The organism is Vibrio sonorensis, from assembly GCF_001854765.1.
Lineage (GTDB): Bacteria > Pseudomonadota > Gammaproteobacteria > Enterobacterales > Vibrionaceae > Vibrio > Vibrio sonorensis.
Genome location: NZ_LJJE01000022.1, coordinates 117,596 through 132,991, shown reverse-complemented (window position 1 = coordinate 132,991; position 15,396 = coordinate 117,596). Strand labels below are relative to the sequence as shown.

At 44.8% G+C, this 15,396-nt stretch carries 12 protein-coding genes, 2 pseudogenes, 1 riboswitch and 1 other annotated feature; of the genes and pseudogenes, 3 read left to right on the top strand and 11 right to left on the bottom strand.

Going from position 1 to position 15,396, the window contains the following annotated elements; translation table 11 throughout:
- Positions 1-98: 98 nt before the first annotated feature.
- The gene (locus BLO31_RS04330; protein ID WP_070963048.1) at positions 99-1,301 is read left to right on the top strand and encodes a putative manganese transporter; all 1,203 of its coding nucleotides are present in this window, start codon (positions 99-101) and stop codon (positions 1,299-1,301) included.
- A 57-nt stretch (positions 1,302-1,358) separates the two neighbouring features.
- On the opposite strand, the gene BLO31_RS04325 is transcribed toward BLO31_RS04330, so the two are convergent.
- From BLO31_RS04325 to BLO31_RS04280, 10 genes and pseudogenes are all read right to left on the bottom strand, one after another.
- A complete protein-coding gene (locus BLO31_RS04325) occupies positions 1,359-2,102 on the bottom strand; it encodes a YebC/PmpR family DNA-binding transcriptional regulator (RefSeq protein WP_070963047.1) in 744 nt (247 codons plus the stop codon).
- A 92-nt stretch (positions 2,103-2,194) separates the two neighbouring features.
- The gene (gene hisIE, locus BLO31_RS04320) at positions 2,195-2,830 is read right to left on the bottom strand and encodes a bifunctional phosphoribosyl-AMP cyclohydrolase/phosphoribosyl-ATP diphosphatase HisIE (RefSeq protein WP_070963046.1); all 636 of its coding nucleotides are present in this window, start codon (positions 2,828-2,830) and stop codon (positions 2,195-2,197) included.
- Positions 2,827-3,600 (bottom strand): imidazole glycerol phosphate synthase subunit HisF, encoded by a 774-nt coding sequence (gene hisF / locus BLO31_RS04315; protein WP_070963045.1) that lies wholly within the window; start codon positions 3,598-3,600, stop codon positions 2,827-2,829. The genes hisIE and hisF overlap by 4 nt, the downstream gene beginning before the upstream one ends.
- Positions 3,582-4,319, bottom strand: a complete 738-nt coding sequence (hisA, locus tag BLO31_RS04310; protein ID WP_070963044.1) for a 1-(5-phosphoribosyl)-5-[(5-phosphoribosylamino)methylideneamino]imidazole-4-carboxamide isomerase — start codon at positions 4,317-4,319, stop codon at positions 3,582-3,584. Before hisA ends, hisF begins: the two co-directional genes overlap by 19 nt.
- A 12-nt stretch (positions 4,320-4,331) precedes the next feature.
- Entirely contained in the window at positions 4,332-4,946 is a 615-nt protein-coding gene (gene hisH / locus BLO31_RS04305; protein WP_070963043.1) for an imidazole glycerol phosphate synthase subunit HisH, read from the bottom strand.
- Positions 4,946-6,019 (bottom strand): bifunctional histidinol-phosphatase/imidazoleglycerol-phosphate dehydratase HisB, encoded by a 1,074-nt coding sequence (gene hisB, locus BLO31_RS04300; RefSeq protein ID WP_070963042.1) that lies wholly within the window; start codon positions 6,017-6,019, stop codon positions 4,946-4,948. The genes hisH and hisB overlap by 1 nt, the downstream gene beginning before the upstream one ends.
- Before the next feature lie 15 nt (positions 6,020-6,034).
- Positions 6,035-7,085: pseudogene (gene hisC / locus BLO31_RS04295) on the bottom strand (histidinol-phosphate transaminase).
- Between the two features lies 1 nt (position 7,086).
- Positions 7,087-8,382, bottom strand: coding sequence for a histidinol dehydrogenase (gene hisD / locus BLO31_RS04290; protein WP_070963041.1), 1,296 nt, complete (start codon positions 8,380-8,382; stop codon positions 7,087-7,089).
- A 4-nt stretch (positions 8,383-8,386) separates the two neighbouring features.
- The gene (hisG, locus tag BLO31_RS04285; protein ID WP_070963040.1) at positions 8,387-9,283 is read right to left on the bottom strand and encodes an ATP phosphoribosyltransferase; all 897 of its coding nucleotides are present in this window, start codon (positions 9,281-9,283) and stop codon (positions 8,387-8,389) included.
- 53 nt (positions 9,284-9,336) lie between these two features.
- Positions 9,337-9,474 (bottom strand) — a sequence feature (His leader region).
- A 171-nt stretch (positions 9,475-9,645) separates the two neighbouring features.
- Positions 9,646-11,247, bottom strand: coding sequence for a Na+/H+ antiporter NhaC family protein (locus BLO31_RS04280; RefSeq protein WP_070963039.1), 1,602 nt, complete (start codon positions 11,245-11,247; stop codon positions 9,646-9,648).
- 105 nt (positions 11,248-11,352) lie between these two features.
- Positions 11,353-11,536, bottom strand: a riboswitch (Lysine riboswitch).
- 723 nt (positions 11,537-12,259) lie between these two features.
- On the opposite strand from BLO31_RS04280, the gene BLO31_RS04275 reads away from it, so the two are divergent.
- A complete protein-coding gene (locus BLO31_RS04275) occupies positions 12,260-12,667 on the top strand; it encodes an H-NS family histone-like protein (protein WP_070963038.1) in 408 nt (135 codons plus the stop codon).
- Between the two features lie 47 nt (positions 12,668-12,714).
- On the opposite strand, the gene BLO31_RS04270 is transcribed toward BLO31_RS04275, so the two are convergent.
- On the bottom strand, positions 12,715-14,019 hold the full coding sequence (locus tag BLO31_RS04270) for an inosine/guanosine kinase (RefSeq protein WP_070963037.1): 1,305 nt from the start codon (positions 14,017-14,019) through the stop codon (positions 12,715-12,717).
- 255 nt (positions 14,020-14,274) lie between these two features.
- Between BLO31_RS04270 and mnmA the strand changes: the two are divergent.
- A pseudogene (mnmA, locus tag BLO31_RS04265) lies at positions 14,275-15,395 on the top strand (tRNA 2-thiouridine(34) synthase MnmA).
- The last annotated feature ends 1 nt before the right edge of the window (position 15,396 follow it).

Sequence of the window (15,396 nt, the reverse complement as noted above, 5' to 3'; positions counted from 1 at the left end):
ATGGTTTTTTTATTAAACTTGTCACTTTTTAGTTGCGAACCATTCTCAATTAGAATATATTTGATAACAGTTCTCATTTGTGTTTGGGTAAGTTTAGTATGAGTGATACATCGTTAAGGCAAACTGGGTTGTTTTCTCCGGTCGTTTCTCAATTTAAACCGACTTACAAACGTCTTCTTTTGCCCATCGCACTCATCGCCTTGTTAGCGACTGAGGGGGTAAGAGAGTTAACGGTTAATACTCTATCCGATGCCTTTTGGGCGGTGTCAGCTTATGTAGCCTTCACTTTGGCTATCTATCACTACGTATCCATTTTTATGGATAAAAACAGTAAAGTGGTTTCGCTGTACAATCACTCAAGAAATTATCAAGTTTTCTTTGCTGCACTGCTTGGAGCACTCCCCGGTTGTGGTGGTGCAATTATTGTCACTACTCAATACGTCAGTGGCCGTGTCGGCTTTGGTGCAATTGTTGCCGTTCTGACTTCGACCATGGGTGATGCTGCTTTCTTGCTATTGGCCAGTCAACCCGACGTCGGTTTAGGCGTTATCGCTATTGGTGTTGTCGCTGGTGCTCTATCCGGTTGGGCGGTAAACAAAATCCACAAAGATGACTTTTTACGCCCTACTCTTGCTAAAGTATTACCCTCTTGCCAACAAGAGAGCGGTCCAAGCAAAGGAGAGCAGAGAGCAATCAATATCCAAGGTACTCTCTGGAAATGGATGCTTTTCCCTGCCGCAGCGATCGCGCTTTTGGGCTCTTTCCAAATAGATATAAACCTGCTGCTAGGGCTTCCTGATATGGCAATAGAGTGGCTCGGAGCGATATTAATCATCTCCTGCTTGCTTTTGTGGTCGCTGACAAAAGAGATCAAGGACTATCAATCTACGGTTTCTGAAGATGATAAAAGCGTCACTTCTCACCCCATTCAAAAGGCTGCACAAGATACCAACTTTATCACTGCATGGGTAGTCATGGCCTTTATGGCCTTTGAACTAGCAACTTTCTTTGCCGATATTGACTTAAATGTCGCGCTTCAAGGCTTTGGCATTTGGATGCCACTAATAGGTTTACTTATTGGTTTAATTCCCGGCTGTGGCCCGCAAATATTGGTCACCAGCCTGTATATTAGCGGCGCTGCTCCACTGTCAGCACAATTAGCGAACTCCATTTCAAACGATGGAGATGCCCTATTTCCAGCTATTGCGCTCGCCCCTAAAGCAGCACTGGTGGCCACCCTATACTCCGCGGTACCCGCTTTTATCGTCGGTTACGGTTACCATTTCCTGTTTGAAATCTAGTAACCCCTAACTTATCGACCAACAGATAAATTTACAGCCCCTTGATAGGGGCTGTTTTTATAGCTGTTCTGCAACCTCATCGGATATATCACCGTTGTGATAGACTTCCTGAACATCATCCAAATCTTCCAACGCGTCGATTAACCGCAAAAGTTTGGGCGCCGTTTCTAAATCCAGCTCTGACTTAGTAGACGGTATTAAAGAGACTTCCGCATGGGCGGCAATAAAACCGGCGGCATCAAGCGCATCTTTCACTGCTCCGAACTCTTCTGGTGTTGTAAAGACATCAATAGCGCCTAGCTCAGAAGTCTCGATATCATCGGCGCCAGATTCCAGCGCTACTTCCATCACGACATCTTCATCCAAGCCCGCAGCGTACGAGACAACACCTTTTTTCTCAAACAGATAACTTACGCTGCCATCCGTCCCTAAGTTTCCACCGGATTTACTAAATGCGTGTCGGACGCCTGAAACGGTTCTATTTCGGTTGTCAGTTAGGCACTCAACCATCACCGCAGTACCTCCGGGACCGTATCCTTCGTAAATGACCGTTTCCATTCCGTCATCACCTTCACCACCCGCACCTCGTGACACTGCTCGGTTAATGGTGTCTCGGGTCATGTTGTTCGATAGCGCTTTATCAATTGCTGCTCGAAGGCGCGGATTGTTGTCGATCTCTGCACCGCCTTCTTTCGCGGCAACAACGATTTCTCGAATCAACTTAGTGAAGATCTTTCCTCGCTTCGCATCTTGTGCTGCTTTGCGATGTCGGATATTTGCCCATTTACTATGACCCGCCATAAACCTCTCCTGATACCTGTTAACGAAAAAGCTGCGAAGGTTTCCCTAAGCAGCTTTTTAATTTTTCAGTATGTTAACACATTCCTGAACGCCTATTTATGACGCTCCTTCAATTTGTTAATCACGTCATTGAGCGATAAACCTTGATCTTGTAACAACACCAGTAGGTGATAGATCAGATCTGCAGACTCACATACTAACTCCGCCTTATCTCCCGACGTCGCTGCAAGCGCAACTTCAACCCCTTCTTCGCCAACTTTCTGCGAAATACGTTTGGTGCCACGGGCGTACAAGCTGGCCGTGTAGGAAGAATCTGGATCCGCATCTTTTCTGGACGCCAACAATTGCTCAAGTTGGTGAAGCCAAACCATCTGGGTTTCTTCCTGCGCATCAACATCGAAGCAAGTCGTATTACCCAAGTGGCAAGTGGGACCAATTGGGTTGACTTTAAACAGCAAGGTATCGTTGTCACAATCTAACGCCACGTTTTTAAGTTGTAGCACGTTGCCCGATGTTTCACCCTTGGTCCAAAGACGGGATTTGGTACGAGAGAAAAACGTCACATTCCCCGTCTGCGCTGTTTTTTCTAGCGCATCTTGATTCATGTATCCCATCATCAGTACTTGGCTCGATTCGAAGTCCTGTACAATAGCAGGAACAAGCCCATCGACTTTTTCCCAATTAATTCTCTGCGACAGTGCGCTGACTTCTTCGCGGTTAACACTCATACACGCACCTCTATGCCTTCTTGTTTTAAATACTGCTTAAGTTCGCCAATATTGATCACTTGTTTGTGAAACACGGATGCCGCTAGAGCGCCATCGACATTGGCTTTTTGATATGCTTGGGCAAAGTGCTCCATCGCTCCTGCACCACCGGATGCAATCAGCGGAACCTTACACACCTCTCTAACCATATTGAGCTGTTCGATATCGTAACCGTTTCTCACACCATCTTGGTTCATCATGTTTAAAACGATTTCGCCTGCACCGCGTTTTTGAACCTCTTGAACCCAATCTCGAGTTTCCCACTTTGTGGCGCGAGTACGCTCTTCATCACCGGTAAACTGATAAACCTGATATTTTCCCGTATCCTTGTCGAAGTAGGAATCGATTCCGACAACAATGCACTGAACCCCAAACTTATCCGCTAAATCAGTGATCAAAGAGGGGTTTGCCAACGCTGGGGAGTTAATAGAAACCTTGTCTGCTCCAAACTCTAATATGCGCGCTGCATCTTCGGCGGATTTGATCCCTCCAGCTACACAGAATGGTATATCTATTACCTCGGCGACACGAGATACCCAACTTTTATCAACGACGCGCCCGTCACTAGATGCAGTAATATCGTAAAATACAAGCTCATCAGCTCCCTCTTCAGCATAACGCTGAGCTAGGGGCACTATGTCGCCAATGATCTCGTGGTTGCGAAACTGTACGCCTTTAACTACTTGCCCACCTCGAACGTCGAGACAAGGAATTATTCGCTTTGCCAACATGCAAATGCCTCCTCTGCGGTAAACTTGCCATCCAGTAACGCGCGACCGACGATCACACCTGCGACACCGGTCTCTTTCAACGCTTCAATATCTTTTAGTGAGCCAATTCCGCCAGAGCTTTGAAAAGCGACCTGCGGATACTGTTTACAAAGATCAACATACAAGTCTACATTTGAGCCTGCTAAGGTGCCGTCTCGGGATATATCGGTACAGAGAACGTGCTTAAGGCCTACGGTTAGGTAATCATCAATCAGCGCTTCAATTGTTACACCTGAATCTTCTTGCCAACCCGAGATAGCAACCACCCGCTTTCCGTTTTCATCAATGTTGACATCTAAAGCGAGGACGATTTTTTCTGCGCCGTATTTGCTCATCCAACCTTTGACTAGCTCTGGTTGCTTCACCGCGGTAGAACCGACCACAACCCTTTGCGCACCAGCTTCTAGTAGATCGACAACATCTTGTTCGCTGCGCACGCCGCCACCGATTTGAATCTTAGCTGGCGTACTGTCAAGCAACTTAGCAATCAGATCGAGCTGTCGCGCGGTCGTATCTTTCGCTCCCGTCAAATCAACTAAGTGAAGCCAATCGGCTCCCGCTTGATGATAAAGGTTAAATTGCTCGGCCGGATCGACTTTGTATTCGGTCACTTGGCCGTAATCACCTTGAAATAGGCGTACGACCTGACCTTCAATTAAATCTAATGCTGGAATAATCACGTCTAATTCCTTTTACAATTCCAAGAAGTTTTTAATGAGTTTTGCACCCGCTTTAGAGGAGCGTTCTGGGTGGAACTGAACACCGTAGTAGTTGCCATTTTGAACGGCGGCAGTAAACGGTTTACCGTAGTCACAAGAGGCAATCGTCTGCTCGCCAACACTCATCGCAAAACTGTGTACAAAGTAGAAGTATTCACCTTCTTCTATATCTTTGAACAAGGGGTTACCCGGTTGTGCGGATACAGTATTCCAGCCCATGTGTGGCAGAGGTAAGTCTCCAGTCTCCATAAGACGAACTTCGCCTTCACACACTCCCAAGCAGTCAACTTCTTGGTCGGCTTTTTGGCCTTTTTCCTCAGACAGTTTTCCCAGTAGCTGCATGCCAAGACAGATGCCTAGCAGCGGTTTTTCTACCTGTTTCACCAAGTCTATCAGACCTCTCTCTTCGAGATTTTTCATCGCTTCACTAGCAGTACCGACACCCGGTAAAAACAGCTTGTCAGCCGCCAAAACGACTTTGGGATCTTTGGACAGAGAGACCTTGTATCCCAGCCTTTCAATGGCAAACTTCACCGATGAAATATTGGCACAACCTGTATCAATAATGACGATATTTTGATCCGACATTAAAGTACCCCTTTACTACTTGGCAGTTCGTTACCCTTCACTTCTATTGCTTGTCGAAGCGTACGACCAAACGATTTAAACAGGCTTTCTATGATGTGGTGATCGTTGTCACCAGCGGACGAAAGGTGAAGTGTACATGCCAAGGTATCTGTGAGTGACCGGAAGAAATGCACCACCATTTCTGTAGAAAGATCTCCTACCTGCTCTCGGCTAAATTCTGCATCAAACTTAAGGTAAGGACGGCCAGAAAGATCCAGTGCGCATTGCGCAAGGCATTCATCCATAGGCAAGCTGAACCCAAAACGTCCAATGCCACGTTTGTCGCCTAGCGCTTCTTTTAGTGCCTGACCAAGTGCAAGGGCGGTATCTTCGATTGTGTGATGGTCATCAATGTGCAAATCACCTTCTACTTCACACACCATTTGGAAACCGCCGTGAGTCGCGATTTGGTCGAGCATGTGGTCAAAAAAGCCCAGCCCTGTAGTAATTTTGTTGCCACCCGACTCGTCGAGGTTCACCTTTACTTTAATATCGGTTTCTTTGGTTGTGCGGATAACTTCTGACACACGAGCTTTGATAGTCAGATCCTTAACAATCGCTGGCCAACCCATAGTTTCTGGGTTGTATTGAATGCCTCTGATCGCCATGTTTTCGGCAAGCTGTAAATCCGTTTCACGGTCGCCGATCACCACTGAGTGTTGAAAATCTACTTTGCCTTGCTGTAGATAATCTTTCACCATACCCAACTTGGGTTTGCGGCATGTGCAATTGTCTTCGTCAAAATGCGGACAAATAAGTACATCATCAAACTTCACACCTTGAGATTCGAAGATCTCCATCATCATATTGTGCGGTGCATCGAACTCCGCTTGCGGGTAACTGTCTGTCCCCAAACCGTCTTGGTTGGTCACCATCACCAATTTATAGCCTGCGTCTTGAAGGGCTAATAGACTCGGTATCACGTAGGGCTCAAACTTGAGCTTGTCCAAACGATCAACTTGAAAATCAACTGGCGGCTCAACTATAAGAGTGCCATCACGATCAATAAAAAGAATTTTTTGTTGCTTGCTCACTACGACTTCCTTTTCTTAAGCGACATCTTTCGACAACTGGTTGCGGATAAATGCGACCACTTTCTCGCACTCTTCACGGTTGCCTACACTAATTCGTACGCAATTTTCTATTGGCGAATTGCGCAAAATAATGCCCTGATCCCACGCGGCTTTAAACACAGCGTCACCATCTGCAAACTTCACCAATAAGTAGTTACCCCACCCCTCAAACACTTGCACACCTTCCAGCATGCTTAGGCCTACTTGTAGGTAAGCGCGATTGGCATTTAGGTCTAGAGTCTGATACTTCATTCGCGCCAGTCCCGCTTCTGACAGAGCCTGAACAGCAATTTCAGCAACTGGAACTGGAACTGGATAAGGGGCGATAACTTTTAAGAGTACATTGATAAGCGCTTCGTTTGCCAAGGTGAAACCGCATCTTAGCCCTGCAAGGGCAAAAGCTTTAGACATGGTTCTCAATATGGCTAAGTTCTCATACTCTGCCAGTAGATCAACCGTCGAAGCTTCTGGACAGAAATCGATATAGGCTTCATCCATAACAACAATGGCTTTGCTTTAGTCATTTCAAGCAGTTGAACGATATCTTGACGGTTGACTAGATTACCGGTCGGATTGTTCGGGCTGCAAACAAAGACTAGCTTCACCGAATCGAGGTTGGCTTTAATTCCTTCCATATCTAGCTGCCAATCCGATGTTAGCGGGACAGTCTTTTGCTCGACTCCAATAGTCTCTGCACTGATTGAGTACATACCGTAAGTCGGCGGGCAGTATAAAATTGAGTCTTCTCCTGGTTCACAAAAGGCTCTGATTAAGAGCTCGATACCCTCATCTGCCCCTCTCGATGTCAGGGTCTGCTCTGCTTGACGCCCGCATAATTTGCATAAGCTTGGATCAGCTCTTTTGGCTGACACTCGCTATATCGATTCAGACGAGCGAAATCGGTCTTGTACTCGTTGTTAAAAGGCGATTCGTTGGCGTTGAGCCATACGTCTCCTGTACCACCAATTCGGCGTGCGGAAAGATACGGCGTCAGTTCTTGAACCTTTTTTCTCGCTAACTTTTCCATATCACTTAACCTTGTTTAACTTGTCGATACGAATAGTGACAGCGCGCTTGTGAGCATCAAGGCCTTCTGCTTCTGCCATAGTCACCACTGTAGGCGCGAGTTCTTTCAGTCCATCCGCCGAAAGCTCTTGCACTGTCATACGCTTACTAAAATCGGCAAGACCTAGACTTGAATAGGTTCTGGTGTACCCATAAGTCGGTAACACGTGATTGGTACCTGATGCGTAATCCCCTGCCGACTCTGGTGACCAATCACCTAAGAAAATAGAACCTGCATTGTCTAACAAAGGCAAAAGCTCTCTAGGCTGTTTGGTCTGAACAATTAGGTGCTCTGGCCCATAGTAATTTGAAATAGACACCGCTTGAGTCAAAGATTCAGATAAAACAATCAAGCTTGAAGACAGCGCTTCTCTTGCGATGTCAGCGCGTGAAAGCTCTTCCAACTGACGACGAACCGCATCGGTAACTTGATCCGCAATAACGGGTGATGGCGTTACCAGTACCACTTGTGAATCAGGCCCGTGTTCTGCTTGGCTCAGTAGATCTGAGGCGATAAAATCAGGGTCGGCTGTCTCATCGGCTATCACTAATACTTCAGAAGGACCTGCGGGCATATCTATCGCTGCACCACGGAAATCGTTACTGACTTGGCGTTTTGCTTCGGTTACGTACGCGTTACCCGGACCAAAAATCTTATCTACTTTCGATACGGTTTCAGTTCCATAAGCCATGGCAGCTACCGCTTGACCACCACCAACATTGTAAACCTCGTCGATGTTACACAACTTGGCCACATACAAGATTTCGTCAGCAATAGGCGGCGGTGAACACAAAACGACTTTTCGACAACCCGCGATTTTTGCTGGTACACCCAACATCAAAACGGTTGATGGTAATGGCGCGCTGCCTCCGGGGATGTACAATCCAACTTTTTGGATTGGACGCGTAACTTGCTCACAAAGAACACCTGGTTGCGTTTCAACTTTGATCGGTTCAGGCTTTTGCGCCTTGTGAAACTTCGAGATATTCGCATATGCCTGCTCCAGCGCCTGTTTCATTTTATCCGTAAGGCGGTCGCAAGCTGCGTCAATTTCAGCTTCGCTTACGCGAATAGATTCTGGGCGAACGCGGTCAAATTTTTCCGTCAGATTTAACAGTGCTTTATCACCATCTGTTCTAACTTGCTTAATTACCTCTTCGACAGCCGAAGTTATATTTGCCCCTTCGGTGATTGCCGGTCTAGTTAAGATAGAGTCTTGCTGCGACTCGCTTAGTGATTGCCAAACTACAGTTCTCATCGCCTTACTCCATCATTTTTTCGATTGGCAGAACGAGAATGGAACTTGCACCAAGCTCTTTAAGCTGTTCCATGGTTTCCCAGAACAAGTTTTCAGTACTGACCAAGTGAACGGCAATTCGGCTCTTGTCTTCGGCCAATGGTAATACAGTTGGGTCTTCCGCTCCTGGTAGAAGCGCTTTAATTTGCTCCAACTTCGCTAGGGGAGCGTGAAGCATAATGTACTTAGACTCTTTCGCTTGCTGAACACCTTGCATACGCGTCAGCAGTTTATCGATAAGCGCTCTTTTCTCGTCATCAAACTCGCCAGAACGTTGGATAAGCGTTGCTTTTGATTTGAAGATAATTTCGGCTTCTTTAAGACCGTTCGCTTCCAGTGTTGCTCCCGTAGAAACTAAATCAGCGATGGCATCGGCTAGACCAGCGCGAGGCGCTACTTCTACTGAACCCGTTAACATACACGTTGAAAAAGGCACCCCTTGCTCGTCCATATACGCTTTAAGCAATTGAGGGTAAGTAGTAGCGATACGTTTTCCTGCTAAATCTTGCGGGCCGTTGTAAACTTCATCTTTGTCAATGGCAATAGAGAGGCGACAGCCACCAAAGTCTAGACGACGAAGTGTTACAAACTCATTGGGCTCACCGAGTGCTTTGCGGTCTAAACGTACTTCTTCAAGTTCGTTCTCGCCGATAAAACCAAGGTCAACGACACCATCCATGATCAAACCCGGAATATCATCATCGCGCACAAGCAGTAAATCAATTGGCATATTTAGTGAGTGAACGACTAAACGCTCACCCATAATGTTGAACTTTACACCGCATTTTTTAAGCAGTTCTTGACACTCTTTGCTCAAGCGGCCTTTTTTCTGGATAGCGATTCTTAGGCGTTGTGTTTGCATTACTAAAATCCCTGTATAACTCGTTAATATTTATATTTTTCAACTCGACTAAAACTAGAAAACCCTCGAGAGATTGTTGGTCTCCCGAGGGTTTGAAATCCGTAGTAATCGTTTTTCACCTCCGGGAGCTTCCTGCCTCCCGGGTACGCGCACATCTCCCGAAAGACTATATTGGGTGATGATGGTGATGAATGTTCATGACAAAATTGCGCATACTTATGAATGGCTTCTCCGATTTACTTGATATTCACAATAACAAGCTGAGCTAAATTTTCAACCCTTAATTTTAAAAATAATAACTTTTGTATAATACAAATAAAAAAGAGGAGCAAATGCTCCTCTTTCACTCTAAAACAACTGAATTAGACGTTTTGACAATTTTCCATTTTCGATTTGGAGATGATGGAAAATGCCACACATACCGCAACAAAAACGGCAAAAGAAGCGGCCAGTGAGAAGAGCACTGATGAGGTCATACCCAATACGATAAATCCTACACACGATACCAATGCAACGGAAAGTGCATAAGGCAATTGCGTTGCCACGTGGTCGATGTGATTACAGCGAGCACCGGTTGAGGAAAGAATGGTCGTATCTGAAATTGGTGAACAGTGGTCACCGAACACTGAACCTGCAAGTACTGCGCTCAACATAGGAAGCATCAACGCCAAGTCCGTTGCACCGGCCATATCGCCTGCAATCGGTAACATGATGCCAAATGTACCCCAAGAAGTACCGGTAGAAAATGCCATCAAACCAGACAATAAGAATAAGATAACTGGTAACCAGTGTAATCCTATGTTTCCTTGCGCGAGTGATGAAAGGTAGCTACCCGTGTTCATATCACCGATAACCGAACCAATACTCCAAGCGAAAATCAGAATGAGAATTGCACCAAACATAGACTTTGCACCGATCCATAGCGTTCTCACTATTTCGATCATGGCAAGACCTTGTGCAACAACAGTCAAGAAGGCGGCAATCAAGCCCGACACACCACCGTATATCAGTGACATACCTACATCGGTGTTTTCAAAAGCACCCAGCAAGTTAAAAGCTTTACCATCGGCTTCTAGCGCTTGTGCTCCTGTGTAAAGCATTGACGCTACCGTTGCAACAATCAGTACCAAGATAGGTAGTACTAGATCGCGCACTTTGCCTTTTTCGCTTTGCTCAATATCGAGCTCTTCATTGAGTTCGTGTGCTTCTTGAGCGTCGTTTTCGCTATCTTTTTCAAAGCCGTGACCTTGTGATGCCGCCACTTCGTGATCGCGCATTTTACCAACATCAAGTCCGAACCAAGCAACAGCAAACACCATAAGAATGGCGAACAAAGCATAGAAGTTCATTGGCACTAAACGCAGGTATGCGCCAAGCGCTGAATATTCAGTCATGCCGTGTGCTACTAGGATACCGCCAATAATGGTGATGATGTAAGCACCCCAACTTGATGCTGGCATGATCACACACATAGGAGCAGCGGTTGAATCTAGAATATAAGCAAGTTTGGCGCGAGAAACGTAAAAGCGATCCGTCACTGGACGTGAGATAGCACCTACCGCCAAGCTGTTAAAGTAATCGTCGACAAAAATGAATACGCCTAAAAAGGCTGCAAGAAGTTTAGAGCCGCGTTTACTTTTTACACGAGACTGAGCCCATTCGGCAAACGCTCGCGTACCACCTGAAAGGGTCAGTAACGCGGTCATCATGCCGAGTAGTAGCAAAAAGCCAACAATACTCATGTTCCACATGTTCAAGCCGCCGTCTTCTACAAACACGCTTGAAACTGTTGAGCCAATATAGCCTGCAGCATTAGAAAGTGAGTAATCATTGAGTAGGACAGCACCTAGTAGGATACCGACACCTAAGGAAACTAAAACGCGACGTGTAATAATCGCAAGACTTAACGCCACAATTGGCGGCATCAACGAGATAGGAGATGATGCAAAATCAATTAAATTCATGATCTTCAAAAACCAGTTAATTTGGTTAGAGATCTACTGCAGATGAATAAGCGATTGCTTATTACATGTTGAACTTAGCGACAGGGAAGCGAACACTTCACCCAACCCTACAGTAGCGCTCCATAGTATTAAAAAATTATAGACTATGGCAGTGTTGTCCCTATTCGAGCACAACCCCAGCAGACTGCTTTGATGAACAGATCTACTTCGGCAATATGACCTTTTACATTCTCTCATTGGTATCACCCCAGAAAATGTTACTTATTCATATTGCGCCTCTACCGCGATGCAGAATTATTAACCAAATCAAATGGCACTTGACAAGATTTTAGCTCTGCAATCGCATTAGGTAACGTGCATTGTACTTAAATCACCTACATTTGCAATACGATCGACAATCTTATTAATACCTATAATGATAACGTCATGAAGCCTCTACAAATTCTGACAAGATGATACTTTATCCAGTGTTAGTTTTTATTCGTCGTATCTATCGCTCTCTCGTTTTTGCCTAACAATATGAACACGTGCTATGAGTTCCCCTTTCAATGGTAATATAAGGAAAGCTTCATTAAGCTGGCAGAAAAAGTACTTTATGCGGTTATCAATGGAAATGAAACTCAACGGATACTAATAGATCTGATGAATTATGCTCGAGCTTTCGTAATCTTACCTTATTCTGTTTATCTACTTTTTAGGAATAATTTTACAAAATTCATTCTAAAACCATACGGTTTGTACATAACTAAAGCAGATATTGAATACATAAACCACTTGATTAACCTTGAATTTAAATATGAAACGGTACTGTTATATACCCATTTCAATAACCGTTTAGTACTAGAGTGAAAGTCGCAATATTTGTTTAGCTAAGGAAATATATTTTTTTCAATTTTTTTTTATAAGTATATTTGATATTATTCCCATCTATTCTTAAGATTATTATTGTATTCCGCACCATGCGGGTTTAGTATTTCTCAATCGACTCTATTTTATTCAAGTAAGGATGAGTATGTCGGAACTAACTAAAGTACTATTAAATATTCGCAGTCTACGTGTTCTCGCACGTGATTTGTCGACAGAGCAACTAGAAGAAGCATTAGATAAACTTACTACTGTAGTCCAAGAGCGTAAAGAAGCTGAGGAAGCTGAACTGGCAGCGGCAGCGGAACAAGAAGCTAAATTAGCGGCGATCGCGGAACAGATTTCTAAAGACGGTATCGATGTTGATGCATTGATTACTGCATTGGCTGGTGAAGGCAAAGCGAAAGGCAAAGCAAAACGCGCTCCTCGCCCAGCGAAATATAAATATGTTGATAACTCAGGTGATGAAAAAACTTGGACTGGTCAAGGTAGAACACCTTCTGCAATTCAAGCTCAACTGGATGCTGGAAAGTCATTAGATGACTTCTTAATCTAATTTCACCATCTATCTCAAATAAAAAAGCTCCCAACTGGGAGCTTTTTTTATCTTTCCCAATACGCTTCTTCTAAACTATCTTCGCGCTCGGGTAATCCTCTAGAAAGCCTTGGTGAATGTTGCACCAAAACTTCGTAGCTCGCCCTGTTTGAATACTTACACACTTGAGAAAAAGAGGAGTATGTAATGTACGAATGAGCATGCTTACTTGAATTAGGCACATTTTCTTTATGGTATTTATTGGCCGCCATATCATGCAACAAAGCGGATAAGGCTGCATCGCCTGCGCCATTAGTATTCTTTATTTTTTCCGGCCCGCCCATATACGGTGAAATATGCGAATAAACTTTATATGGGTTTTCACATTGAGAGCGCTTTGCTGGTCGGCTAAATTCGTAACGATTAAACTCGGCAATCACACCTGGTAATAAAGGTAGGGAAGTTTCACGTTTCGCCGCTTCCTCGGTATAACCAGCCATAAACAGTCCCACTGGGCCCGCAGTGCACAATACTAGATCGACCCAATCCAATGTTTTATCAGATGCTGCCAATGGGTCGGATTCTCCTGTCAATGCCGCCGCTTCATCCTCGTTCATAGCAACCACGGTAACGTGATCTTGCAAAAATGCTTGCCAAAATTCTGGATCATCTTGGATTACATACTTAGTACCCAGTGTCAGCACGACGGGTACATCGTACTTTTTGGCGTACTCTATCGCTTGCATTGTCGCCTCAGGCATCGGGTCTCCTGGTTTACAGCGCACTAAATAGGCGGTCAGTACCAAAGCAGAAGCCGACTCAAAAATACTCTCCGGAATACTGCTCGGTTTTAACTGATTCATTTGCCCTTCACTAATCGCAAACGTTCTTTCACCGTCTTCGGTAATAAGGGCAAAGCACCGACCAATCGCTCCCTCAACACCTTGTAAATAGTTGAGGTCCATTCTACTAGAGGTATTACAGATATAACGGTAACCATAGCTACCAATTTTTATATCCTGACTCATGACACCCAACAGTGTTGAGCGGTCATCGGCTAATACGGAATAATTGTGAAGCGTATTGCCTATGGTTCCACCCGCATACTCATTAGAAATGAGATTGTGCTCTTTTAGTTCGTTGTACAACGCCTCGGCCGTATCGTCGTCAATAACCAGTGAGTGTCCCTTGCTCAATCTATACTTATCGATAAGATCGGTAGATACCTTTGCCTCGATATCCACCAACGTTTGATCAATACCAATGATATGAGTACTCGACATCTTTTTACTCTCTTGAGATGGACTCACTAGAGGATCACGAGCATGGACAGGGAAATAGTGTTTTGACTTGCGTTGACCGGGAAATTTCATATCTCTGTTTTCTAGCTATGGAACGGAAAGATGGCGGATTCTAACTTGAGTACAATTTGTCGGCAATATGGATAACTATAGCAAACGTTTGCTCGATTGATTTATGTTCGCAGTAACTTGAAGTCGGCTATTTCCGCCCCCAAATACGAATAACAAAACCTTGATAACTCTCTTTTGGGACGCGTGCTATAAACTGTCACAGCGCTATGCTTTCTGATAGAATCTGCGTCCAGTTAACACATATGGTAGTAAGTAATGTCTGGTAACCATTCAGAAAACAGTTGTAAAAAAGTAATTGTCGGTATGTCCGGAGGGGTAGATTCTTCAGTATCAGCCTACCTCCTAAAGCAACAGGGCTATCAAGTGGAAGGCCTGTTTATGAAAAACTGGGAAGAAGACGACAACGAAGAATACTGCACTGCCGCTGAAGATCTTGCCGATGCTCAAGCTGTATGTGACAAACTGGGGATTCACCTGCACACCATTAACTTTGCAGCCGAATACTGGGATAACGTTTTTGAGTACTTCCTTGCTGAATACAAAGCAGGACGTACTCCGAACCCTGATATTCTTTGTAACAAAGAGATCAAGTTTAAAGCCTTTTTGGAATTTGCCGACGAAGTATTAGACGCCGACTATATCGCCATGGGTCATTACGTACGCCGAAGCTTCCCAGAAAACGGCGAAAAGGCGCAAATGTTACGCGGTATAGATGGCAACAAAGATCAAAGCTATTTCTTATATACACTAAGCCATGAGCAAATCAGTCGCAGCCTATTCCCTGTTGGTGAATTAGAAAAGCCCGAAGTTCGCCGCATTGCTGAAGAGCAAGACTAATCACTGCAAAAAAGAAAGATTCAACCGGTATCTGCTTTATTGGGGAAAGAAAGTTCACTGATTTCTTATCCAAATATCTACCCGCTCAACCGGGCAAAATTGAAACACCGGAAGGCAAAGTAATTGGCGAGCACCAAGGCTTAATGTATCACACCCTTGGTCAGCGAAAGGGATTGCACATTGGCGGTCAAAAAGGCGGCGGTGGCAACGAATCACCTTGGTATGTGGCCGAGAAAGATCTAAAAAGAAACGTTCTTATCGCGGTACAAGGGGCCGATCACCCACTGCTAAAATCTAATGGATTACTAGCTTCACAATTACACTGGGTGGATCGCCAGCCAATTACTGCGCCACTTCAATGCTCAGTGAAAACTCGCTATCGTCAAACCGATATTCCTTGTACCATTATTCCAATTGACGACGAAAATATTAAAGTGGTCTTTGATGAGCCACAAGTCGCTGTCACTCCGGGACAGTCGGCTGTATTTTACCTCAATGATGTCTGCCTAGGTGGTGGCATTATCGAAGAGCGCTTTTAAC

What these genes read in the sequence shown, in the direction of transcription:
- BLO31_RS04330 (WP_070963048.1), top strand. Translation starts at nt 99, where the DNA reads ATGAGTGATACATCGTTAAGGCAAACTGGGTTGTTTTCTCCGGTCGTT.
- BLO31_RS04325 (WP_070963047.1), bottom strand. Translation starts at nt 2,102, where the DNA reads ATGGCGGGTCATAGTAAATGGGCAAATATCCGACATCGCAAAGCAGCA.
- hisIE (WP_070963046.1), bottom strand. Translation starts at nt 2,830, where the DNA reads ATGAGTGTTAACCGCGAAGAAGTCAGCGCACTGTCGCAGAGAATTAAT.
- hisF (WP_070963045.1), bottom strand. Translation starts at nt 3,600, where the DNA reads ATGTTGGCAAAGCGAATAATTCCTTGTCTCGACGTTCGAGGTGGGCAA.
- hisH (WP_070963043.1), bottom strand. Translation starts at nt 4,946, where the DNA reads ATGTCGGATCAAAATATCGTCATTATTGATACAGGTTGTGCCAATATT.
- hisD (WP_070963041.1), bottom strand. Translation starts at nt 8,382, where the DNA reads ATGAGAACTGTAGTTTGGCAATCACTAAGCGAGTCGCAGCAAGACTCT.
- hisG (WP_070963040.1), bottom strand. Translation starts at nt 9,283, where the DNA reads ATGCAAACACAACGCCTAAGAATCGCTATCCAGAAAAAAGGCCGCTTG.
- BLO31_RS04280 (WP_070963039.1), bottom strand. Translation starts at nt 11,247, where the DNA reads ATGAATTTAATTGATTTTGCATCATCTCCTATCTCGTTGATGCCGCCA.
- BLO31_RS04275 (WP_070963038.1), top strand. Translation starts at nt 12,260, where the DNA reads ATGTCGGAACTAACTAAAGTACTATTAAATATTCGCAGTCTACGTGTT.
- BLO31_RS04270 (WP_070963037.1), bottom strand. Translation starts at nt 14,019, where the DNA reads ATGAAATTTCCCGGTCAACGCAAGTCAAAACACTATTTCCCTGTCCAT.